Source organism: Mycolicibacterium septicum DSM 44393 (assembly GCF_000455325.1).
In the GTDB taxonomy this organism is placed as follows: domain Bacteria; phylum Actinomycetota; class Actinomycetes; order Mycobacteriales; family Mycobacteriaceae; genus Mycobacterium; species Mycobacterium septicum.
The window spans coordinates 1,076,960-1,099,502 of sequence record NZ_HG322952.1 but is presented as its reverse complement, the minus strand read 5'-3'; the positions used below and the strand labels follow the sequence as shown (position 1 = coordinate 1,099,502).

Here is a 22,543-nt window from a genome sequence, read left to right as displayed (position 1 = left end):
GAGAAAGAAGAAGGCTAGGCCGGGACGAGCTCCACGCCCGACAGCACGACGGCGTTGTCCCGCGACGGTGCGGTCAGCACGCCGATGAACTTGCCGTCTTCCTTCCAGATGTTGGCCTGCAGGGTCTCGCCTGGGAACACCACGCCGGCGAACCGCGCGCCGTAGGACGCCACCTGCGAGACATCGCCGTCGAGCAGGTTGTCGACGATGGCCTTGCAGCCGATGCCGTAGGTGCACAATCCGTGCAGGATCGGCCGGTCGAAGCCCGCCGCCGCGGCGAAGGCCGGGTCGGAGTGCAGGGGATTACGGTCGCCACACAACCGGTACAGCAGCGCCTGCTGCGGCAGCGTCGGCAACGAGATCTCGATATCGGGTGCGCGGTCGGGCAGTTCGGCCGAGGTCGCGGGTCCGCGCTCGCCGCCGAATCCACCCTCGCCGCGGGCGAAGATCGACCGCTTGGTGGTCCACAGCACGGTGCCCGACGGGTCGGTCACCGTGGACTCGCTGACGATGACGGCGGCCTTGCCCTTGTCCCAGATCTCGGTGAAGCGCTGCACCGACTTCGCGGTTCCGCTGGTGGGGATCGGACCGGGCACGCTGACGGCCTCGCTGGCGTGCAGCACCTTGGACAGCTCGATGTCGATGCCGGGGAACTGCACCTTGGGCGGCTCGGTCATGTGGAAGCTGACCGCGACATTGCCGAACGTCGGCAGCACCTGTGGGGTGTCGTCGACGAGGTAGCTCAGCTCACGCGAGTCCATCGGGTCGGCGCCGGCGCCGAGGCCCAGGTGGTACAGCTGGATGTCGCTGCTGGTCCAGGAGAACTCGATGGGTTCCAGCTCGGCGCCGAGCGCCTTGTCGAGATCGATGGGCATCTACTTCTTCCCCGCAATGTCTAGTGCCGCCAGGTAACCCCAGGTCATGGCTGGTCCGATGGTCCCGCCCGGGCCGGGATAGGTATGACCCATCACCGGTGAGCTGACGTTACCCGCGGCATAGAGACCCTCGATGACCGAGTCGTCGTCGCGCAGCGCGCGACCCTGCAGATCGGTGCGGATGCCGCCCTTGGTGCCCAGATCGCCCGGCACCATCTTGGCCGCGTAGTACGGGCCGTGCTTGATCTCGCCGAGGTTCGGGTTGGGCTTGTTGGTCGGATCGCCGTAGTAGCGGTCGTAGGCGCTGTCGCCGCGCTTGAAATCCTCGTCCACCCCGGAGCGGGCGAACCCGTTGAACCGGTCGATGGTCGCGGCGAACGCGTCGGCGGGCAGGCCGGTCTTGGCGGCCAGCTCCTCGAGGGTGTCGGCCTTGACGATGACGCCCGATTCCAGCCACTTCTTCGGAATGCGTTGTCCTGGCTGCAGGCCCGCGAAGATGAAGCGGTCGCGGTACTGCTGGTCGAAGATCAGCCAGGCCGGGATGTTCTCGCCCGGGCCCGCGCCCTGGCCGTATTCGCCGCCGTACATGTGGTGGCAGGCCTCGACGTACGGCATCGACTCGTTCATGAACCGCTTGCCGGCCATGTTGACGATGATCGAGCCGGGGGAGTTGCGCTCCGACAGGGCGAACCACGGCGAGTCGGTCAGCGGGACCGTCGGGCCCCACCACGAGTCCTCCATGAATTCGAGTGCGGCGCCCTGCTTTTCGGCGGCGAGGATGCCGTCGCCGGTGTTGGCCACCGCGCCCACGGTCCACTCGGTGGTGATGGGTGCGCGCTGGTACTTCACCCGCATCTGCTCATTGTGCTCGAATCCACCGGAGCCCAGGATCACGCCGCGGCGCGCCCGGATCAGTTGCGGCTCAGCGGAACTGTCGCGGGGGTCGACAACGTAGACGCCGCGGACAACGCCGTCCTCGACGTAGAGATCGGTCAGCGCGGTGTTCAGCTGGACCGGGACGCCGGCCTGCTGCAGGCCGATGCGCAGCGGCGCGATCAGCGCGCGGCCCATGCCGACCAGGTTCTTGCCGGTGGCGTTGGCCCATACGGAGCGCACGCCCACCTTGATGCTGCGCAGCACGCCGCGGGGATGACGCTTGAGCTGGTTGAGCCGCACGTAGTCCTGCTGCATCACCACCATGTTCATCGGCACCTTGCCGTACGGCGGCTCCAGGCCCTTCTCGTCAGCGCCGAGCTTCTTGGCGTTGAACGGCTTGGGCTCCACCGAGCGGCCGGTGGGCTTGCCGCCCGGCGTCTCGGGGTAGTAATCCGAGTACCCGGGCACCCAGCACAGCTTCAGCGGCGAGTTCTTCAGGACGAACGACAGCATCTCCGGCGAGCGGTCGAGATAGGTGTCGATCTTCTCCGCGGGCACCACGTCGCCGATGATTTTGTGCAGGTAGGTGCGGGCCGCGTCGGGGGTGTCCTTGACCCCGTCACGCTTGAGAATCTCGTTGTTCGGGATCCACACCCCACCACCTGACCGCGCAGTGGAACCTCCATAGTGCGGCGCCTTCTCTACGACTACTGTCGAGAGGCCCTGGTGGGCTGCGGTGAGGGCGGCGACCATGCCGGCAGCGCCGCTGCCGACCACGACAACGTCGTACTCCTGTCCAGTCATGTAGAACACGTTATAGAATTGACCGGCAATCCAACAACCGCCCCGGTCAAAGAAGTGAGGGGAATTCACCAGAATGCTTAGCGACGAGGTGCGTGCCCAGCTGGCCGCCGACCTGGCCCAGGCCGAGCGCAGCCGGGTTCCGATGACCCCGTTGACCGACGGTAACCCCGACATCGACGTGGTGGATGCCTACGAGATCCAGCTGATCAACATCCGGCAGCGGGTCGCCGAGGGTGCACGGATCATCGGCCACAAGGTCGGCCTGTCCAGCAAGGCCATGCAGGACATGATGGGCGTCGACGAGCCGGACTACGGACATCTCCTCGACGAGATGGAGGTGTTCGAGAACGTCCCGGTGAAGTCGTCGAACTTCCTGTACCCGCGGGTCGAGGTCGAGGTCGGGTTCATCCTGGCCGACGATCTGCCGGGGGCCGGATGCACCGAGGAAGACGTGCTCGCCGCGACAGCCGCGTTCGCCCCGGCGATCGAGTTGATCGACACCCGCATCACCAATTGGCAGATCAAGTTGTGCGACACCATCGCCGACAACGCCTCCAGCGCCGGTTGGGTGCTCGGGGAAGCGCGGGTCTCGCCCAAGGACATCGACATCTGCAACATCGACGCGGTGTTGACCAACCACGGCAAGGTCGTGGCGGAGGGGCGCAGCGATGCGGTGCTGGGAAATCCGGTCACCGCGGTGGCCTGGTTGGCCCGCAAGGTGGAGAGCTTCGGGGTGCGTCTGAAGGCCGGTGACATCGTGTTGCCGGGCTCGTGCACACGTGCGATAGATGCACCTCCCGGCAGCGATTTCGTCGCTGACTTCGCCGGGTTAGGTTCAGTAAGACTGAGTTTCGAATAAGGGAGCCGATATGGCTGAAAAGGCATCAGTTGCCATTGTCGGGTCGGGCAACATCAGTACCGACCTGCTGTACAAGTTGCTGCGGTCGGAGTGGCTCGAGCCACGCTGGATGATCGGTATCGATCCACAGTCCGAAGGTCTGGCACGTGCCCGCAAGCTGGGCCTGGAGACCTCGCACGAGGGCGTGGACTGGCTGCTCGCCCAGAGCGAGAAGCCGGACATGGTGTTCGAAGCGACCAGCGCCTACGTGCACCGCGATGCGGCCCCGCGCTACGCCGAGGCCGGCATCCGCGCCATCGACCTGACCCCGGCGGCCGTCGGCCCCGGCGTGATCCCGCCGGCCAACCTGCGCGCGCACCTCGATGCGCCGAACGTCAACATGGTCACCTGCGGTGGCCAGGCCACCATCCCGATGGTGTACGCGGTGAGCCGCGTAGTGGACGTGCCTTACGCCGAGATCGTCGCTTCGGTGTCGTCGGCCTCGGCCGGTCCGGGCACCCGCGCCAACATCGACGAGTTCACCAAGACCACCAGCGCCGGCGTGCGCGACATCGGTGGGGCCCGCGACGGCAAGGCGATCATCATCCTCAACCCGGCCGAGCCGCCGATGATCATGCGCGACACCATCTTCTGCGCGATCCCCGAGGACGCCGACCACGCCGCGATCACGCAGTCGATCAAGGATGTGGTCGCCGAGGTGCAGACCTACGTCCCGGGCTACCGCCTGCTCAACGAACCGCAGTTCGACGAACCGTCCGTGGTCAACGGTGGAAACCACCTGGTCACGGTGTTCGTGGAAGTGGAGGGTGCCGGTGACTACCTGCCGCCTTACGCTGGAAATCTGGACATCATGACCGCGGCGGCGACCAAGGTCGGCGAGGAAATCGCGAAAGAGTCGCTCGCGGTGACTGGAGGTGCTCAAGCATGAGTGACATTTTCTTCAACCCCGCGTGGGACGTCCGGATGACGGACACGTCGCTGCGCGACGGGTCGCACCACAAGCGGCACCAGTTCACCAAGGACGAGGTCGGCGCGATCGTCGCCGCCCTGGACACCGCCGGTGTCCCCGTCATCGAGGTGACCCACGGTGACGGCCTGGGCGGGTCGAGCTTCAACTACGGGTTCTCCAAGACCCCCGAGCAGGAGCTGATCAAGCTGGCCGCCGAGACGGCCAAGGAAGCCAAGATCGCGTTCCTGATGCTGCCCGGTGTGGGCACCAAGGAAGACATCAAGGAAGCCCAGGGCAACGGTGGCTCGATCTGCCGTATCGCCACCCACTGCACCGAGGCCGACGTGTCGATCCAGCACTTCGGGCTCGCCCGTGAACTGGGCCTCGAGACCGTCGGGTTCCTGATGATGAGCCACACCATCAGCCCGGAGAAGCTGGCCAAGCAGGCCCGCATCATGGCCGATGCCGGATGCCAGTGCGTCTATGTCGTGGATTCCGCGGGTGCCCTGGTGCTCGAGGGTGTCGCCGACCGGGTGGCGGCTCTGGTCGCCGAATTGGGATCGGATGCCCAGGTTGGTTTTCACGGCCACGAGAACCTCGGCCTGGGCGTGGCCAACTCGGTCGAGGCTGTGCGCGCGGGTGCCAAGCAGATCGATGGCTCGTGCCGTCGATTCGGCGCGGGCGCGGGCAACGCACCGGTCGAGGCGCTGGTCGGAGTGTTCGACAAGATCGGCGTCAAGACCGGTATCGACTTCTTCGACATCGCAGATGCCGCTGAAGAGGTCGTCGCCCCGGCGATGCCGGCCGAGTGCCTGCTGGACCGCAACGCGCTCGTGATGGGCTATGCGGGGGTGTACTCCAGCTTCCTCAAGCACGCGGTGCGCCAGGGTGAACGCTACGGGGTGCCCGCCCACGAGCTGTTGCTCCGCGTCGGCCAGCGGAAGCTGATCGGTGGTCAGGAAGACCAGCTCATCGATATCGCGCTGGAGATCAAGCGCGAGCAGGAAGCCGCGGCCGCCAAGGCCTAGAGACTGGTTGTCTCGTCGGCGTTGTCGTTGATGCCGAGCTGTCGGTAGACGTCGTCGCGGTAGTTCGCCGACTGTGAGTTGATCGGGATGGGACCGCCCTGGGCCCAGTCGTGGATCTGGCCCATCCCGATCACCACGGTGACATCGGCATTCGGGTCGGCATCGACCATTCTCTCGGCGTAGAGCAACGCGCCCGGTGCGGCCTGCTCGCGCGAACCCACGTAGATCGTGGTCGGCGGCATTCCCTCGGTCGGCCCGATCATCGGGTTCCACAACTCCTCGGGTCCGGCGGCCCACGAGCCGTAGTACTCCTTGTCCTCCTCGGTGAGCCACACGACCGGGTCGTTGACCAACGCCACGTTCGGGTCGGTGTAGATGTCTGATCCTTGGAGCCCGGGAGACAGCAGCACCATGCGGGACGGGACCCGGGTTTCCAGACAGTCGGAATCACCGTTGCAGTCGCGGACGATCTTCTGCACGGCAAGCATGGACAGGGTGCCGCCGGCCGAATCCGCATACACACTGACGTTCTCGGCGCCGTACTCCTCGACCTGTGCCGCGATGAAATCGGCCATCGGCGGGACGGAATTCTCCGCGGTGCCGCCGTCGGGGATCAGCGGATATCTGGGGACGACGACCGTGGCGCCGGTCTCGCGCGCCATTTGTGCGTAGTCCATCCAGTGAATGATGTTGGGGTTGTAGACGAATCCGCTGCCGTGCACCGCGATGACCCGCTCACCGGTCGGGTTCGGTGGGGTGATCACCCAGACGTCACCGCCCTCGTACGTGTCTTTGGTGACGGTCAGTCCGATGGTGGTGAACCACGGCGGGGTGGGGGTGGTGATCAGCTCGCCCAGTTTCATCGTGATGTTGACGCCGATGACCTGGGAGACCCGCTTGAGGGCTTCCATCCCGAACACCGTGATCTGGTCGGTCAGTGACGGGCCGGGGGTGGTGATCACGTGGCCGGCGAGTTCAGGTGGCACGACGATTCCCGGGGCCAGAGCCACCGGTCCCTGCGCGGTGACGGTGCTGGTGAGGGTGCTGACCTGAGTCAAAAGATCTTGCGGCCTGCGGAACACCTGCTCGAACTCGCGGCGTGCGAATGCCAGCATGGCCCACGCTCCCGGGGGTTCGGCCGGGGAGTCGGGTGTGGGATTCACCGAGAACGGATTCAGCACGGTGTTCACCACCGTGGACACGGCCCCGGTCACCGCGTCTTCGAACTTCTCGATCTTCGGCGGGGCCGGCACCTTCGGGCCCGGATCGGGCGCGAGCGCCGACAACGCCCGCACACCGGAGGTGAGTGCAGACGTCGGGATCGCGGTGATCGCTTCGACGTTGACCGCGATGGGTGCTTTGGGTTCGGATGGTTCGGCGTTGCCGACTTCGGGATCGTCGTCGGTGACGGCTGCGAGCCGCGGCTGTTTACCCGCCTTGTCCGGTCCGGGTAGCAGGCGCTGGACGGTTCGGGCCGCACGCTTCGGGGGAGCTTTGGTGCCGGGCCGGCTGAAGTCCACCGAATCCAGGGCGTCGTGCACTGCGGTGCGAAGTTTGGCGCCCACCTTGTCGACGGCGTCCCTCGCTGTGGCAGGTGTGCCGTCGGTTGCAGTGCGGGGTTTCGACGCGGTCTTGGGTTTCGGCTTCGTCTGACGGGGTTTCTCGGGCGCGGTGTCCTTGGTTGTGGACGAGTCTGTCGGGCCGGCCGCGGCCACCCCGCATCCCATCCCCATGGCCACGGCAGATCCAACTCCCAGGGCTACCGCCAAACCACCGACGCGCCCTGCATATCCCCCCGAATGCATGTGCTCACGTCTACCGGATCGACATGTTGCTCGAAGGTGTTTGGCAAAAGTTGACACAGTTTCATGTTTAAGCGGATTGCTTAGTGCCCCTTCGGTTTCGGCGAGTGAGCCGTTGGCGCGGTGAGTGGTGTCAGTCGAGACGGGCATGATTGGGGCCATGGCAACCCGCGAGCAGGCCCAGTCGATCCTCGAACAGCTGGCCGGGTCCGAGGCGGTCCTGCGAGACGACCAGTGGGCCGCCATCGAGGCCCTGGTGGTCGAGCGGCGCCGGGCACTGGTCGTGCAACGCACGGGGTGGGGCAAGTCCGCGGTCTACTTCATCGCGGCCAAGCTCCTGCGCGCCTCCGGTCGTGGGCCGACGGTGATCGTCTCGCCGCTGCTGGCGTTGATGCGCAACCAGGTGGCCGCTGCCGAGCGCGCCGGGGTGCGGGCCGCGACGATCAACTCCGGCAATGTCACCGAGTGGGACGCGATCCATCAGCACGTCGCCGAGGGGGAACTCGACGTGCTGCTCGTCAGCCCCGAGCGGCTCAACAATCCAGACTTCCGCGACAACGTCCTACCCTCGCTGGCCGCTGATGCGGGCCTGGTGGTGGTCGACGAGGCGCACTGCGTTTCGGACTGGGGGCACGACTTCCGGCCGGACTACCGCCGCATCCGTACCTTGATCGGCGAATTGGGTTCGCAGATACCGGTTCTCGCCACCACTGCGACCGCCAACGACCGGGTGGTCGGTGACGTCGCGGCCCAGCTGGGAGTCGGCGGGTCGGACACCCTGGTGCTGCGCGGCGGCCTGGACCGTGAATCGTTGCGGCTGTCGGTGGTGCAGGTGGGCACGCCCGCACAACGTGCCGCCTGGATTGCGGCGCAACTGGATTCCCTGCCCGGCTCTGGCATCATCTACACCCTGACGGTCGCCCAGGCGCACGACGTCGCTGCACTCCTCGCTGAGCGCGGCCACAAGGTGGCGGCCTATACCGGGTCCACCGACACCACCGAACGCGAACAACTCGAAGCCGACCTGCTCGACAACCGGGTCAAGGCACTGGTGGCGACGTCCGCGCTGGGGATGGGGTTCGACAAACCCGACCTGGGGTTCGTCGTGCATCTGGGGGCGCCGTCGTCCCCGATTGCTTATTACCAGCAGGTGGGCCGCGCCGGGCGTGCCACCGACAGCGCCGAGGTGATCCTGCTTCCCGGCACCGAGGACCAGGACGTCTGGAGGTATTTCGCGTCGGTGGCCTTCCCGTCTGAACCCATGGTGCGCCACGTCATCGGGGCACTGGAGACCGACCGCGCACAGTCCACCCAGGCGCTCGAACCGCAGGTCGATCTCAACCGGTCCCGCCTCGAGATGGTGCTCAAGGTGCTCGACGTGGATGGTGCGGTCCGCCGGGTGAAGGGCGGCTGGATCGGCACCGGAGTGCCCTGGAGCTACGACGAGGCCCGCTACCGGGCGCTTGACGAGGCGCGGCGCCGGGAGCAGCAGGCGATGCTGGACTATCAGGCCACGGACGGCTGCCGGATGGTGTTCCTGCGTGGTCAACTCGACGATCCCGATCTGGCGCCGGACGCACGGTGTGGACGATGTGACAATTGCACCGGCCGGCGTTACCAGGCCGCGGTGGCGCAGGACATCCTCACCGATACCGCGCAGCGGTTGTCCCGGCCCGGCGTCCTGGTGGCCCCGCGCAAGCAGTGGCCGTCCGGGCTGGCGGCTCTGGGCGTGACGCTGTCCGGCCGAATCACCGAGGGCGCCGCGCCGGGCCGGGCGATCGGCAGGTTGACCGATCTCGGCTGGGGAGCGCGGCTACGGCGCCTGCTCGCCGAACCCGACGGCGAGGTGCCCGACGACGTGATCAACGCGGCCATCGAGGTGCTGAAGGCGTGGGATTGGGACCAGCGGCCGGCAGCGGTGATGGGGCTGGACTCTCGGACACATCCGGTGTTGATCTCCTCGACGGTGCAGCGCCTGGCACAGATCGGACGCCTGACGAATCTGGGCGTCTTGCCCTACACCGCGCAGCACCGGCCTGTCACCGCAGCGAATTCGGCCTATCGGGTGGCTGCATTGAGTGATGCCTGGGAACCGCCGCAGCTTGATGTCGACGGGCCGATGCTGCTGGTCGATGACATGACCGATACGGGATGGACACTGACGATGGCCACCCGGGTGTTGCGTGACGCTGGAGTGCCTGATGTGCTGCCGTTGGTGTTGGCAAGTGTCAGCTGAGGTGCGTGGCCAAGCGTGACCGATGTCCTCATCGAGCGAACTTCTTGAGCGTTGTTTGGCGTGATCGGAACGCACCGTCAGATGGCGCTGCCAGCAATTAAGCCCTGAGTTTGTTTCACTAGTCAAATAACGGCGTTTACTACTTCTGCAAGTGGGTGCACTTTTCGCGTCAATGGAGCCTGGTTTGAAACTGCCCGTCGGCCGCGCAGGAAGCGGTGTTGAAGATCAAGCGGGCGCCCCTCTGATGCGGCGGATTCCACGCCAATTATTCGCTGGCTTTTGCGATCGAAAACTTTGAAATCAATCGATCTTGATAAATCGTCAGGGATTGGCTGGCTAACTGTCGCTCCTTGGTTCGGATCGTGATCCGCAACCGGTCGCACCCTACGGCTGTGTCGCTCCGATTTTGCTGAAACCCTGATTCCGCGGGGCGCAGGACCTATAGGCGGGGCTGGGGCCTCGTCGGTGCGCCGGCGCGATTGGGCTCTGCTTCGCTAGATAGAACTACACGCATGTGCTTGATATCGGCCGTGAACATGGTGTCGCCGTCCATCCCGGGGGTGGCCCAGATCTGTTCTGGATCACGCGGGCCCCCGCCCGTGCCCTCTGTCTGGCTGTCGATCAGAGGGATCTCATACGCAGCGGGCATCCAGTATTTCCGCTGGGAACCGCCTGTGTGTGATCGGCGGGGGCGCCGTGCCATGGGCCGGGCCTGTTCTCGGTACGGTGCTGACCACGCCTCGCACCCGATGCACTCCCCGGGCGGCGCCGGCGCCAACTGAGGCGGCAGGTCATTGCGCTGAAGAAATTTTGAGGACGGCTTTCACTCAGGGATGAGTGTCGACGAATCGATCCCCGAGGTCGCCGAAAGTTCGCGAGTCGACATGCCGCCGGGATCGTCGCTGCGAATGCGGAGCGCATTTGCTCGCTATCGGCCAGGCTGGCGAGTGAGAGAATGAATACCCTCGATGCAGCAACAGATAATTCCTGGATCGCTAATTTCTGCACCCCCGTCAAGAAGATCTGGATATGCTGGCGCTCTGCAACTAGACACGTCATAGCTGGAGTGGGCCAAAAAAACAGACATCGTGAGGACAAGGTGCGGGGCTGGATGTCGTGCGTCGGATTCCTGAGCGATCTTTACTGGTCAACTCGACGGTGGGGAGGACCAGGTGAGCATCAACCCGTTTGACGACGACAACGGCCGTTTTCTCGTCTTGATCAATGACGAGGAGCAACACAGTCTGTGGCCGACCTTCGCGGACGTTCCGGCCGGCTGGAAGGTGGTGTTCGGCGAAGCCGATCGCGCTGCGTGTCTGGACTATATCGAGCAGAACTGGCCGGATATCCGGCCTAAGAGCCTGCGTGATCGATTAGCGCAGAGCCAGGGGTCCGACAGGTAAATAAGGGGGCCGGGGGGGCTCGCATTACATCTCGCGGTGGGAGAGTCCGATGCAGCATGGTGAACAGGCGCTGCCGGTAACACGTGCGCAGCTAGACATTTGGCTTGCGCAAGACGTCGCCAGCTCCGGTTCGGAGTGGCAACTCGGTTTGTTCGTGAAGATCGCAGGTGCGGTGGATCGCGACGCCCTTGAGTGGGCGATCTACCGTGTGGTCCGGGAGGCCGAGCCTATACGGGCCACGTTCTTCGAGGTAGACGGGCAGGTTTTCCAGCAGCCGGTCGACTACCCGAAGGTTGAGCTGGCATTCCATGACCTGACCGGCGCGGCCGATCCTGAGCAGGAAGCCCGGGACATGGCGGCGGCGATCCAGCGCACGCCCCTGCCTCTGGCAGGACCGCTGTTCAAATGCGCACTCTTCAAGACCGGTGCCGACGAGCATTTCCTGCTGGCGTGCTGCCACCACATAGTTGTGGACGGAACGGGTATCGCACTCATCGGAGCCCGGCTCGCCTCGGTCTACTCGGCAGTTCTCACCGGCGCGCCGATCCCAGGGGCGATCTTCGGCTCGCTGTCGGATCTGATCGACGGTGAGTCTGACTACGAAGCATCTGGCGACTATCTCGATGACCAGGCCTATTGGCATGGGCATCTGCCTCCGGAAAGCGATCGGCAATACGCTTCTGCCGACGCTACCGACATCCAAGACGGCAATTGGCCCTCGGCCGCAGTGCAATTGGACTCTGATCTGCTCCGCAGTGTTGACAAGTTGGCCCACTCGCTGAACGTTCCCCGCTCATCGGTCGTCACCGCGGCGTGTGCACTTCTCGTACACGGATGGTGTGCCGATGGCCCAGATGTCGTGCTCGACTTCCCCGTCAGTCGTCGCGTGCGTCCCGAGGCCCGGACGCTTCCCGGGATGGTTGCGGGAGTCGTGCCCCTGGTGTTGAAGGCATCGCCGGCATCGTCGATTTCCGAGTTCATCGGTCATGTCGAGACTCGCATACAAGAAGCCGTCCAACATCAACGATTCCCGGTGCATGCCCTTGAGCGCAAGGTCAATCCGCGCGCCGCGGGACAGATGGCCAATCGGGTGAGTGTGAACTTCCTCCCGTCCACGTTCACGCTGGACTTCGGTGGTGTGCAGGCATCGGCGTCGTTGACCAATGCGGGTGTTGTCGGTGGGTTCGGTCTGATCTTCTCCAGTGCGGGAGAGGAGCTGCTTCTCAGCACCATGGGATCCGGTCAGCCGTTCTCCAGCTTTGAGGTCCCCGACCTCGCGGCACGGTTGGAGCGGGTGTTGGGGGCGATGGCGGCCGACCCGGACGGGTTGTTGTCGTCGGTCGACGTGCTGGAGGTCGGTGAGCAGGGTCGTCTCGATGAAGTGGGTCATCGGGCGGTGTTGGCGCAGCCGGTGTCTGAGGTATCGATTCCGGAGGCGTTTGCGGCGCAGGTGGTTCGGGATCCGGATGCGGTGGCTGTTCGGTTTGATGGCCGTTCGATGTCATATCGCGAGCTGGATGAGGCGTCGAACCGGTTGGCGCGGTTGCTGATCGGTGAGGGCGCGGGTCCGGGCGCGTGTGTGGGGTTGCTGGCGGGCCGTTCGGCTGATGCGGTTGTCGCGATACTGGGTGTGTTGAAGTCGGGGGCGGCGTATCTGCCGATCGATCCGGCGGTGCCGGATGCGCGCGTCGAGTTCATGCTCACCGATGCGGGGCCGGCGGCTGTGCTGACCACGGGTGCTCTGGCAGGTCGGCTCCACGGGTACGGCGTGCCGGTGATCGAAGTCAGCGATCCCCGCATCGATTCTCAACCGAGTACCGCGCTGGCACTTCCTGCGCCGGACGATGTCGCGCACATCATCTATACGTCGGGAACGACGGGTGTGCCGAAAGGTGTTGCGGTTACCCATCAGAACGTGACCCGTCTTTTCGATGGTATGGACGTGGGTATCGAGATGGGTCCCCAACAGGTGTGGACGCAGTGTTCGTCGTTGGCGTTCGACTATTCGGTGTGGGAGATCTGGGGCGCTCTGTTGTTCGGCGGGCGTCTGGTCGTAGTGCCCGAGTCAGTGACGCGGTCGCCTCAGGAGTTGCAGGCCTTGCTTGTCCAGGAGCGGGTGACGGTGTTGAGTCAGACACCGTCTGCGGTAGGGGTTTTGGACCCCGCAGTTCTGGACTCGGTGTCGGCGTTGATGGTGGCGGCTGAGGCATGTCCATCGGATGTGGTGGATCGTTGGGCGCCGGGCCGGGTGATGATCAACGGTTACGGTCCGACCGAGACGACGGTGTACGCCACGATCAGCCGGCCCCTGCAGCCTGGTTCGGGTACCGTCCCGATCGGAGTGCCGGTGCCGGGCGCGGCGTTGTTCGTCTTGGATCGGTGGCTACGCCCGGTGCCGCCCGGTGTGGTGGGCGAGTTGTATGTGGCCGGCCGCGGGGTGAGCGCGGGATATCTGCGCCGCGCCGGGTTGACGGCGTCGAGGTTTGTACCGTGCCCGTTCGGGGCACCAGGGGCCCGCATGTATCGCACCGGGGACCTGGTGTGGTGGGGCCCGGATGGGCAGTTGCGGTATGCGGGGCGCGCTGATGAGCAGGTCAAGATCCGCGGCTACCGCATCGAATTGGGTGAAGTCCAAACAGCTTTGGCTGATCTCGATGGTGTGCAGCAGGCGGTGGTGATCGCTCGGGAGGATCGCCCGGGTGACAAGCGCCTGGTCGGTTACATCACCGGCACCGGCGACCCGGCAGAAGTACGGACTGCCCTGGCCGAGCGGTTGCCGGCCTACATGGTGCCCGCGGCGGTCGTCGTCCTCGACGCGTTGCCGCTGACTGTCAACGGCAAGCTCGACAAGCGTGCGCTGCCCGCACCGGAATACACCGGCGACCGGTACCGGGCACCGGGCACCGCGGCCGAAGAAGTCTTGGCCGGCATCTACGCCCAGGTACTCGGACTGGAACGGGTCGGGGTCGATGACTCCTTCTTCGATCTCGGTGGGGACAGCATCATGGCGATGCGGGTGGTCTCCGCGGTCAACACGACCTTGGATGCCGGGCTGTCGGTGCGCACACTGTTCGATGCACCGACCGTCGCGCAGTTGGCTCCGCGGCTTGGTGAGGGATCTGACAGACGTGCGCCACTGACCGCAGGCGAGCGTCCTGCGGTAGTGCCGCTGTCGTATGCGCAGAACCGGATGTGGTTCCTCAACCGATTCGAAGATGGCGCCGCGACTTACAACATGCCGATGGCTTTCCGCATCGACGGTGCGCTGGATGCCGAGGCTCTGGGATCCGCGCTCGACGATGTGATCGCCCGCCACGAATCTCTGCGGACGGTGTTTCCCGATGTCCAGGGTGTGCCCTTGCAGCAGGTAGTTCCCGCGCAGCCGGGTCTCTGGCGGCGCGGAGGGCCCGTGGTGGTGCAGCTCCAGGATGCCGATGTGGTCGACGAGCTGATTTCGTTGGCCGAGTATCGTTTTGACCTGTCGGCTGAGATCCCGTTCCGGGCGGAGATCTATGAGGTAGGGCTTGACCGGTACGTCCTCGGAATCGTGCTGCACCACATCGCCTTCGACGGATGGTCGATGGCGCCGATGGCCCGTGACGTGGGCGACGCGTACCGGGCGCGGGTGCAGGGTCAGGCCCCCGACTGGGTGCCGTTGCCCGTGCAGTACGCCGATTACACCCTGTGGCAACAGGACTGGCTGGGTTCAGAGTTTGACGCCGACAGTGTGATCGCCCGCCAGCTGGCTTACTGGCGGCGAGAGCTGGCGGACCTTCCCGAGGTGTCGTCGTTGCCGGGGGATCGTCCCCGGCCACCGGTGCCGAGTTATCGCGGCGATGCGGTCGATCTGCGTATCGATCCGGAGTCATGGGCGGGAATCAAGGCGGTTGCCGCGGAACACAACGCCACGGCGTCGATGGTCTTGCAGGCCGTGATGGCGGTGGCTTTGCACCGCGCCGGGGTCGGCGAAGACATCGCGCTGGGAACCCCGATCGCGGGTCGCACGGACCAGGCCCTCGACGAGCTGGTCGGGTTCTTCGTCAACTCCTGGGTGCTGCGGGTAGGAGTCGACCCCGCACTGCCGTTCAGTGAGTTGCTGGAGCGGGTTCGACAAAAGGCGCTCGATGCCTACGCCAACCAGGACGTGCCATTCGAACTACTCGTCGAGAGGCTCAACCCGACCCGCTCCACTTCTCATCATCCGCTGTTCCAGGTGGTGCTGGCATTCCAGAACAATGTCCGCCCCGAGATCGAACTCGACGAACTCGACGTCGAGCCGCTGGCGGCAGACATTCGCACCGCCCGATTCGACCTGGAATTCGATCTCCGAGAGATACCGAGCGGCGATGCCAGTGCGCTCTTCGACATGAAGGCAGTGCCGGCCGAAGGGCGTGGCGCGCTGATGGCCGCAGGCACGGTCGCCTACGCCACCGACCTGTACGACCGCTCCAGCATCGAGCGGTTGGTGAGTTGGTTCGGCCGGGTGGTCGAGGTCGTGGTGGCTGATCCGTCGGTGGTGGTCGGCGAGGTGGGCCTGCTCGATCATGACGAGCAGGAATTGCTGCTGCACAAATGGTCTGGAGCCGAGGTCGGCGCGCCCATGGGGTTGGTACCACAGCTGCTGGCGGCGGCGGTGGCCGCAGATCCGGATGCCCCGGCGGTGGTGGACGGGTCCAGAGAGCTGTCGTACCGCGAGTTGGACGAGGCATCCAATCGACTGGCACGCGCGTTGGTGGAAGCCGGAGTGGGTCCGGAGCGCGCGGTCGGCGTGGCGATGGGCCGGTCCGCTGAGCTGGTGATCGCCTGGTGGGCCGTGCTGAAGGCAGGCGGTGTGTACGTGCCCGTCGATCCGGGACACCCGGCCGAGCGGATCGCGACGGTGCTGGACGCCGCCGAGGCGGTGTGCGTACTGACGTGCGGTGTCGATCTGGTCGAGGGCACCGGCGGTCGACTCGTGATCCCGCTCGATCTGGTGGACCTGTCCGACCACAGTGCGGATCCTGTCACCGACGCGGATCGGTTGGCGCCGTTGAGTCTTGATGATGCGGCGTATGTGATTTTCACGTCGGGTTCCACGGGCACGCCGAAGGGTGTGGCGATCAGTCATGCCGGTGTGTTGGGTGTGGCTGCGGCGCATCGTGAGTTGTTCGGGGTGGGTGCTGGTGCGCGGGTGTTGATGGTGGCCGCGCCGACCTTCGATGCCTCGGTGTTCGAGTGGTTGTGGGCAGTGGCCTCAGGTGCGGCGTTGGTGGTGGCCCCACCGGACGCCTATGCCGGCGAGGCGTTGACCGAGATCCTGTCCGGCCAGAACGTCAGTGCCGCGTTGATCACTCCGACGGTACTGGCGACGCTGGATCCGGCGCGGGTCGACGGACTGAGCACATTGGTCACCGGTGGTGAGGCGTGCCCGGCGGAGTTGGTGGCGGCCTGGGCGCCGGGGCGGCGGATGTTCAATGCCTATGGCCCGACCGAGGTCACCATCTGGGCCACATGGAGTGCGCTGTCGGCCGGACAGCCCGTCCGGATCGGTGCCCCGGTTCCGGGGACGTGTGTGCTGGTGCTGGATGGGAGGCTGAACCCGGCCCCGGTTGGGGTGGTGGGCGAGCTGTACGTGGCCGGTCCGGTGCTGGCCCGCGGCTATGTGGGCCGACCGGAGTTGACGGCGGACCGGTTCGTGGCCAATCCTTTTGGCGCTCCGGGGTCGCGGCTGTACCGCACGGGTGACCTGGTGCGCTGGACCCCGGCAGGGAGTCTGGAGTATCTGGGTCGCGCCGATGCGCAGATCAAGCTGCGCGGGCAGCGCCTGGAACTCGGCGAGATCGAGAACACCCTGCTGGCCTGCCCCCAGGTCACGCGTGCGGCCGCGGCTGTTCATCGAGGCAGCACCGGTGTCGATCATCTGGTCGGCTACATCGCTCTCGAACAGACCAGCACCGCCGACCACGACGCCGAAGTCGTCGATCAGTGGCAGGACATCTACGACGAGCTGTACGACGCCGACATGCAGGTGGCGGAGTTCGGTAGCGACTTCCGCGGTTGGAACAGCAGCTACACCGACGAGCCGATTCCGCTGGATGAGATGCGGGAGTGGCGCTCGGGTGCAGTCGACCGCATCCTGGCTCTGAAGCCGCAGCGGGTGTTGGAGATCGGTGTAGGTTCGGGCCTCGTTCTCTCACAGGTCGCGCCGGAATGCGTGGAGTACTGGGGGACAGACTTTTCCGCGCCGACCATCCGGAAGCTGCAGGCAGCAGTCGCCGGGCAGCCGTGGGGAGAACGGGTTCATCTGCTGACCCGACCGGCGCATGTCACCGAAGGACTGCCGGAAGGCCAGTTCGACGTGGTGGTGATCAACTCGGTGATCCAGTATTTCCCCAGCGCGGGGTATCTGGCCGAGGTCATCGACAAGGCAATGGAGCTGCTGGGTCCGGGCGGGGCATTGTTCGTCGGCGATGTGCGCAATCACAGCCTGCAGGGTGCGTTCCAGACCGGGATCGCGCTGGCGCGCAGTCGCGCCGGGACCGATACCGACGAGGTCCGCCAACGGATTCAACGTGCGACCGTGGGTGAGCACGAATTGCTGCTATCCCCAGAGTTCTTCACCAGCTGGGCGGCTGACCACCCGGCGGTGGGGGGTATCGGGGTCTTGGTCAAGCGCGGCGAGGCCGACAATGAGCTGACCCGGTACCGCTACGACGTCATCGTCCACAAGTCTCCGACCCAGGTGTGCTCGCTGGCCGGTGCACCGAACTGGGCCTGGACCGACTGCGCCGGCCTGAGTGGGCTACACGCCGAGTTGACGGCGCAGCGCCCACAGACGGTGCGGGTCAGTGCGATTCCGCGAGCGGGTGTGGTCGCCGATGTGGTCACCGAACAGGCCCTGGCTGCCGGTCTCCCGCTCGCCGAGGCCCTCGACCATGCCGACTCTGTTGCCGCCTCCGAAGATGCCGTCACGCCTGAACTCTTGTATGGACTCGGCGAGGCCGCCGGGTACCACGTCGCGGTCACATGGGGCGCACAGCCCGGCACGCTGGACGCCGCCTTCATCTCGGCCGCCGACGGCGGGGCGATGCCGCCGCTCACCGATCTCTACCAACCCACCACCGACTCGCGTCTGCACGGCGGGTACGCCAACGACCCACACACCAACGCCAAGGTGAGCGAGGTGCGCCAGTGGTTGGCCGAGCAACTGCCCGAGTACATGGTGCCGACACAGATCATGGTGCTCGAGGAGTTCCCCTTGACCTCCTCGGGCAAGATCGACCGAAAAGCGCTGCCGGAACCGACGTTTGCCGCCACCTCCTTCCGGTCCCCGCAGAACGACACCGAAAAGATCGTTGCCGAGGTGTTCACCGAGGTGCTGGGGCTCGGCAGAGCCGGCCTCGATGACGACTTCTTCGCACTGGGCGGTGACTCGCTGATCGCCATCCGGGTGAGCGCCAGGCTGCAGTCGGCACTCGGCAGGGACGTGCCGGTGCGGTATCTGTTCGACGCACCCACTGTCGGAGGACTTGCCGATTATCTGGACCGGCATCAGGACGGCATAGCCCGCCCACCGCTGACGGCGCGCCACCGTCCCGAATCTGTGCCGCTGTCCTATGCCCAGCAACGGTTGTGGTTCCTGGAGCAGTTGCAGGGGCCGTCGCCGATCTACAACATGGCCGTCGCATTGCGGCTGCGGGGACGCCTGGACGCAGATGCGTTGGGGGCCGCGCTGGCGGATGTCGTGGCCCGGCAGGAGAGTCTGCGCACAATCTTCGGATCGGTCGACGGGGTACCCCACCAACTGGTCGTGGACGTCGAGATGGCTGACTTGGGTTGGCAGGTGGTCGATGCCGGAGGATGGTCGGTAAGCCGGCTCGACGAGGCCATCAGTGAGACAGCGCGCCACAGCTTTGACCTGTCGCGCGAGATCCCGATCAAGGCAACGCTCTTCCGGGTCGACACGGACGAGCATGTGCTCGCAGCTGTGGTGCATCACATCGCTGCAGACGGTTGGTCGGTCACCCCGCTGGTGGCGGATCTGGGAGCGGCGTACGCCAGCCGGAGTGCCGGGCAGGCCCCTGAGTGGGAGCCGTTGCCGGTGCAGTACGCCGATTACACATTGTGGCAGCAGGATTGGATGGGCTCGGTCGCTGATCCCGACAGCGTGATCTCCGGCCAATTGGCCTATTGGAAGGATGCGCTCGCCGGTCTGCCGGAGCAGTTGGAGTTGCCGACCGATCGTCCCTACCCGCCGGTGGCCGACTACCAGGGTTCGAGCGTCGCGGTGGAATGGCCGGCCGAACTGCAGCAGCAGATTGCCCGGGTAGCCCGTCAGCACAATGCGACCAGCTTCATGGTGGTGCAAACCGCGTTGGCGGCACTTCTCGGCCAGTTGAGCGCCAGCACCGATGTGGCCGTGGGCATCGCATCCGCCGGCCGCGGTGAGCCCGCGCTGGACAATCTGGTGGGATTCTTCGTCAACACTCTGGTGCTGCGGGTGGACCTGTCCGGCGACCCCACGGTTTCCGAGTTGCTGGCGCAGGTGCGCCGGCGCAGCCTGGGGGCCTTCGAACATCAGGACGTGCCCTTCGAGATCTTGGTGGATCGGCTCAATCCGACCCGCAGCCTGACCCATCACCCGCTCGTACAGGTGATGCTGACCTGGCAAAACCTGCCATGGCAGCACAGTGATCCTGCCGCCGGACTGGCGCTGGGCGACGTCCAGGTAACCCCGTTGGAGGCGGGAACCCATTCCGCTCGTATGGATTTGGTGTTCTCACTGGCCGAACGATTCAGCGACACCGGTACGCCGGCCGGCATCTCGGGAATGGTGGAGTTCCGCACCGATGTTTTCGACGCGGCCGGCATCGAGACACTGATCGACCGGTTGGTGCGGGTGTTGGTGGCGATGGTCGCTGATCCAGATGGGTCGTTGTCGTCGGTGGATGTGCTCGATGCCGCCGATCGTGCGCGACTGGATGAGGTCGGTCATCGGGGAGTCCTGGGCCGGCCGGTGGTGGAGTCCTCGATTCCGGCGCTGTTCGCGGCACAGGTGGCGCAGGCTCCGGACACGGTGGCTGTCTGTTTCGATCGCCGTTCGATGTCCTATCGGGAATTGGACGAGGCGTCGAATCGGTTGGCGCGCTTGTTGGTCAGTGAGGGTGCGGGTCCGGGTAGGTCAGTGGGTTTGTTGACCGGCCGGTCGCTTGATGCGATCGTCGCGATCTTGGGTGTGCTGAAGTCGGGGGCGGCGTATCTGCCGATCGATCCGGCGGTGCCTGACGCGCGCGTCGAGTTCATGATCACCGATGCGGAGCCCGTGGCGGTGATCGCCACGGCCGAGTTGGCGGAGCGGCTTCGCGGACGTGACGTGCCGGTGGTCGAGATTGACGATCCCCGTATCGATGCTCAGCCGGGAACTCCATTGGCGGTGGGTCCTGCAGCCGATGATTTGGCGCACATCATCTACACGTCGGGGACGACGGGTGTGCCGAAAGGTGTTGCGGTCACCCATCAGAACGTGACCCGTCTTTTCGACGGTATGGACGTGGGTATCGAGATGGGTCCGCAGCAGGTGTGGGCTCAATGCTCGTCGTTGGCGTTCGACTATTCGGTCTGGGAGATCTGGGGCGCCCTGCTGCACGGTGGGCGCCTGGTGGTGGTGCCCGAACACGTCACACGTTCACCAGAAGACCTACACGCGCTTCTGGTCAGCGAGCACGTCACCGTCTTGAGCCAGACCCCTTCGGCAGTGGGGATGTTGGCTGCGGAGGGGCTGGAGTCGGCAGCGTTGATGGTCGCCGCTGAGCCGTGCCCTGCCGAGGTGGTGGACCATTGGTCCCCCGGTCGGGTGATGATCAACGGCTACGGTCCGACTGAGACGACGGTGTACGCCACGATCAGCGCGCCATTGGTTCCTGGCTCGAACAGTGTCCCGATCGGTGTGCCGGTGCCGGGTGCGGCGTTGTTCGTCCTGGATCGGTGGCTGCGTCCGGTGCCGCCCGGTGTGGTGGGTGAGTTGTATGTGGCCGGCCGCGGGGTGAGTGCCGGGTATCTGGGCCGCGCCGGATTGACGGGGTCACGCTTTGTGCCGTGCCCGTTCGTGGCACCGGGGGCCCGCATGTATCGCACCGGAGATTTGGTCTCGTGGGGCGCCGATGGGCAGTTGCGGTATGCGGGGCGCGCTGATGAGCAGGTCAAGATCCGTGGCTACCGCATCGAATTGGGTGAAGTCCAAACAGCTTTGGCCGACTTGGATGGTGTGCAGCAGGCCGTGGTGATCACCAGGGAGGACCATCCCGGCGACAAGCGCCTGGTCGGTTACATCACCGGCACCGCCGACCCTGCGGAGGTACGGACTGCGCTGGCCGACCGGTTGCCGGCCTACATGGTGCCCGCCGCGGTCGTCGTCATCGACGCGTTGCCGTTGACCGTCAACGGCAAGCTCGACAAGCGGGCCCTGCCGGTACCGGAGTACATCGGCGACCGGTATCGGGCGCCCAGTACTGCCACCGAAGAAATCTTGGCAGGTATCTATGCCCAGGTACTCGGGCTGCAACGCGTCGGGGTCGACGACTCCTTCTTCGATCTGGGCGGCGACAGCATCACGGCGATGCGGGTGGTCTCTGCGATCAACACGACCTTGGAAGTCGGACTCGTGGTGCGCACACTGTTCGATGCACCGACTGTGGCGCAGTTGGCTCCGCGTCTGAGCGAGGGATCTGACAGGCGTGCGCCACTGACCGCAGGCGAGCGACCCGCGGTGGTACCGCTGTCGTATGCACAGAACCGCATGTGGTTCCTCGAGCAGCTGCAGGGACCGTCACCGATCTACAACATGCCGGTCGCGCTGCGGCTGACCGGAGGTCTCGATGCTGGTGCGCTGGGAGCAGGTTTGGCCGATGTCATCGCCCGGCAAGAGAGTCTGCGGACGTTGTTCGTTGCGGTCGAAGGTGTGCCCCGGCAGGTGGTGGTGCCGGCCGAGCAGGCCGATTTCGGGTGGCAGGTCATCGATGCCAGTGGTTGGTCGGGCGAGCGGTTGGAGGAAGCCGTCGGTGACGCTGTGCGGCACTGCTTCGATCTGGCTACTGAGATTCCTTTGCGAGCAACGCTTTTCCGAGTCGCTGAGGATGAGCATGTTTTGGTGGCGGTGGTTCACCACATCGCTGCCGATGGCTGGTCGGTCACACCATTTGTGGCGGATCTGGGCAAGGCCTACGCCAGCCGCTGTGTCGGCCAAGCTCCGGAGTGGGCGCCGCTCCCGGTGCAGTACGTGGATTACACGTTGTGGCAACAGGACTGGCTGGGGGATGAGGCTGATCCGGGCAGTGTGATCGCCGAGCAGGTGGCGTACTGGGAGCAGGCGTTGGATGGCCTGCCGGAGAGGTTGGAGTTGCCGACGGATCGGCCGTATCCGCCGGTGGCCGACTACCGGGGTTCCAGTGTGGCGGTGGAATGGCCACCAGAGTTGCAGCAGCAGATCGCTCGTGTGGCTCGCGAGCACAACGTGACCGGTTTCATGGTGGTGCAGGCTGCGCTGGCAACGCTGCTGTCGAGGCACAGTGCCAGCTCTGATGTCGCGGTGGGATTTCCGATAGCGGGTCGCGGTGAGTCCGCTCTGAATGAGCTGGTCGGGTTCTTCGTCAACACATTGGTATTGCGGGTCGATCTTGCAGGCGATCCCACGATCGCGGCGTTGTTCGAGCAGGTGCGCCAGCAGGCCTTGGGCG

9 protein-coding genes and 2 pseudogenes (1 of these 11 only partly in view) are annotated in these 22,543 nt (G+C 65.5%); 8 read left to right on the top strand and 3 right to left on the bottom strand.

Translation table 11 applies throughout. The features are described from left to right. Window positions 1-14 precede the first annotated feature (14 nt). Window positions 15-875 carry an enoyl-CoA hydratase ChsH3 gene (locus TX88_RS25150; protein ID WP_044520662.1) on the bottom strand — a complete coding sequence of 287 codons (861 nt, stop codon included), beginning with the start codon at window positions 873-875 and terminating at the stop codon, window positions 15-17. Further along, window positions 876-2,555, bottom strand: a complete 1,680-nt coding sequence (gene kstD / locus TX88_RS25145; RefSeq protein WP_044521935.1) for a 3-oxosteroid 1-dehydrogenase — start codon at window positions 2,553-2,555, stop codon at window positions 876-878. 73 nt (window positions 2,556-2,628) lie between these two features. Here kstD and TX88_RS25140 point away from each other — a divergent pair, with 73 nt between their 5' ends. The 3 genes from TX88_RS25140 to dmpG are packed head-to-tail and all read left to right on the top strand — an operon-like array spanning window position 2,629 to window position 5,391. Next, complete coding sequence (locus TX88_RS25140; protein ID WP_044520660.1) at window positions 2,629-3,414, top strand: 2-keto-4-pentenoate hydratase; 786 nt, start codon at window positions 2,629-2,631, stop codon at window positions 3,412-3,414. 10 nt (window positions 3,415-3,424) lie between these two features. Next, window positions 3,425-4,342 (top strand): acetaldehyde dehydrogenase (acetylating), encoded by a 918-nt coding sequence (locus tag TX88_RS25135; RefSeq protein ID WP_044520659.1) that lies wholly within the window; start codon window positions 3,425-3,427, stop codon window positions 4,340-4,342. Further along, a complete protein-coding gene (gene dmpG, locus TX88_RS25130; RefSeq protein ID WP_044520658.1) occupies window positions 4,339-5,391 on the top strand; it encodes a 4-hydroxy-2-oxovalerate aldolase in 1,053 nt (350 codons plus the stop codon). Before TX88_RS25135 ends, dmpG begins: the two co-directional genes overlap by 4 nt. Here dmpG and TX88_RS32915 read toward each other — a convergent pair. Next, window positions 5,388-7,124: an alpha/beta hydrolase gene (locus TX88_RS32915; RefSeq protein ID WP_049925356.1), complete on the bottom strand. Its 1,737-nt coding sequence runs from the start codon at window positions 7,122-7,124 to the stop codon at window positions 5,388-5,390. The two genes, dmpG and TX88_RS32915, sit on opposite strands and share 4 nt — an antisense overlap. Before the next feature lie 229 nt (window positions 7,125-7,353). Between TX88_RS32915 and TX88_RS25120 the strand changes: the two genes are divergently transcribed. The 5 genes and pseudogenes from TX88_RS25120 to TX88_RS34005 all read left to right on the top strand — a co-directional run. After that, window positions 7,354-9,429 carry a RecQ family ATP-dependent DNA helicase gene (locus TX88_RS25120; RefSeq protein WP_044521928.1) on the top strand — a complete coding sequence of 692 codons (2,076 nt, stop codon included), beginning with the start codon at window positions 7,354-7,356 and terminating at the stop codon, window positions 9,427-9,429. Between the two features lie 1,172 nt (window positions 9,430-10,601). Next, on the top strand, window positions 10,602-10,832 hold the full coding sequence (locus TX88_RS25110) for an MbtH family protein (protein ID WP_044520656.1): 231 nt from the start codon (window positions 10,602-10,604) through the stop codon (window positions 10,830-10,832). A gap of 49 nt (window positions 10,833-10,881) precedes the next feature. Beyond that, a pseudogene (locus TX88_RS35845) lies at window positions 10,882-12,126 on the top strand (condensation domain-containing protein); the annotation flags it as partial. A 12-nt stretch (window positions 12,127-12,138) separates the two neighbouring features. After that, window positions 12,139-13,920 (top strand): annotated as a pseudogene (locus tag TX88_RS35840) (non-ribosomal peptide synthetase); the annotation flags it as partial. Window positions 13,921-13,995: 75 nt separating this feature from the next. Then, window positions 13,996-22,543, top strand: the 5' portion of a protein-coding gene (locus TX88_RS34005) for a non-ribosomal peptide synthetase (protein WP_457920631.1). The gene runs 7,898 nt beyond the window's last position; 8,548 of the gene's 16,446 nt are visible here — the first part of the coding sequence; it begins with the start codon at window positions 13,996-13,998; its stop codon lies beyond the right edge, outside the window.

Bases quoted from the DNA above. Each gene is read 5' to 3' on its own strand.
- TX88_RS25150 (WP_044520662.1), bottom strand. From the start codon at position 875: ATGCCCATCGATCTCGACAAGGCGCTCGGCGCCGAGCTGGAACCCATC.
- kstD (WP_044521935.1), bottom strand. From the start codon at position 2,555: ATGACTGGACAGGAGTACGACGTTGTCGTGGTCGGCAGCGGCGCTGCC.
- TX88_RS25140 (WP_044520660.1), top strand. From the start codon at position 2,629: ATGCTTAGCGACGAGGTGCGTGCCCAGCTGGCCGCCGACCTGGCCCAG.
- TX88_RS25135 (WP_044520659.1), top strand. From the start codon at position 3,425: ATGGCTGAAAAGGCATCAGTTGCCATTGTCGGGTCGGGCAACATCAGT.
- dmpG (WP_044520658.1), top strand. From the start codon at position 4,339: ATGAGTGACATTTTCTTCAACCCCGCGTGGGACGTCCGGATGACGGAC.
- TX88_RS32915 (WP_049925356.1), bottom strand. From the start codon at position 7,124: ATGGGGATGGGATGCGGGGTGGCCGCGGCCGGCCCGACAGACTCGTCC.
- TX88_RS25120 (WP_044521928.1), top strand. From the start codon at position 7,354: ATGGCAACCCGCGAGCAGGCCCAGTCGATCCTCGAACAGCTGGCCGGG.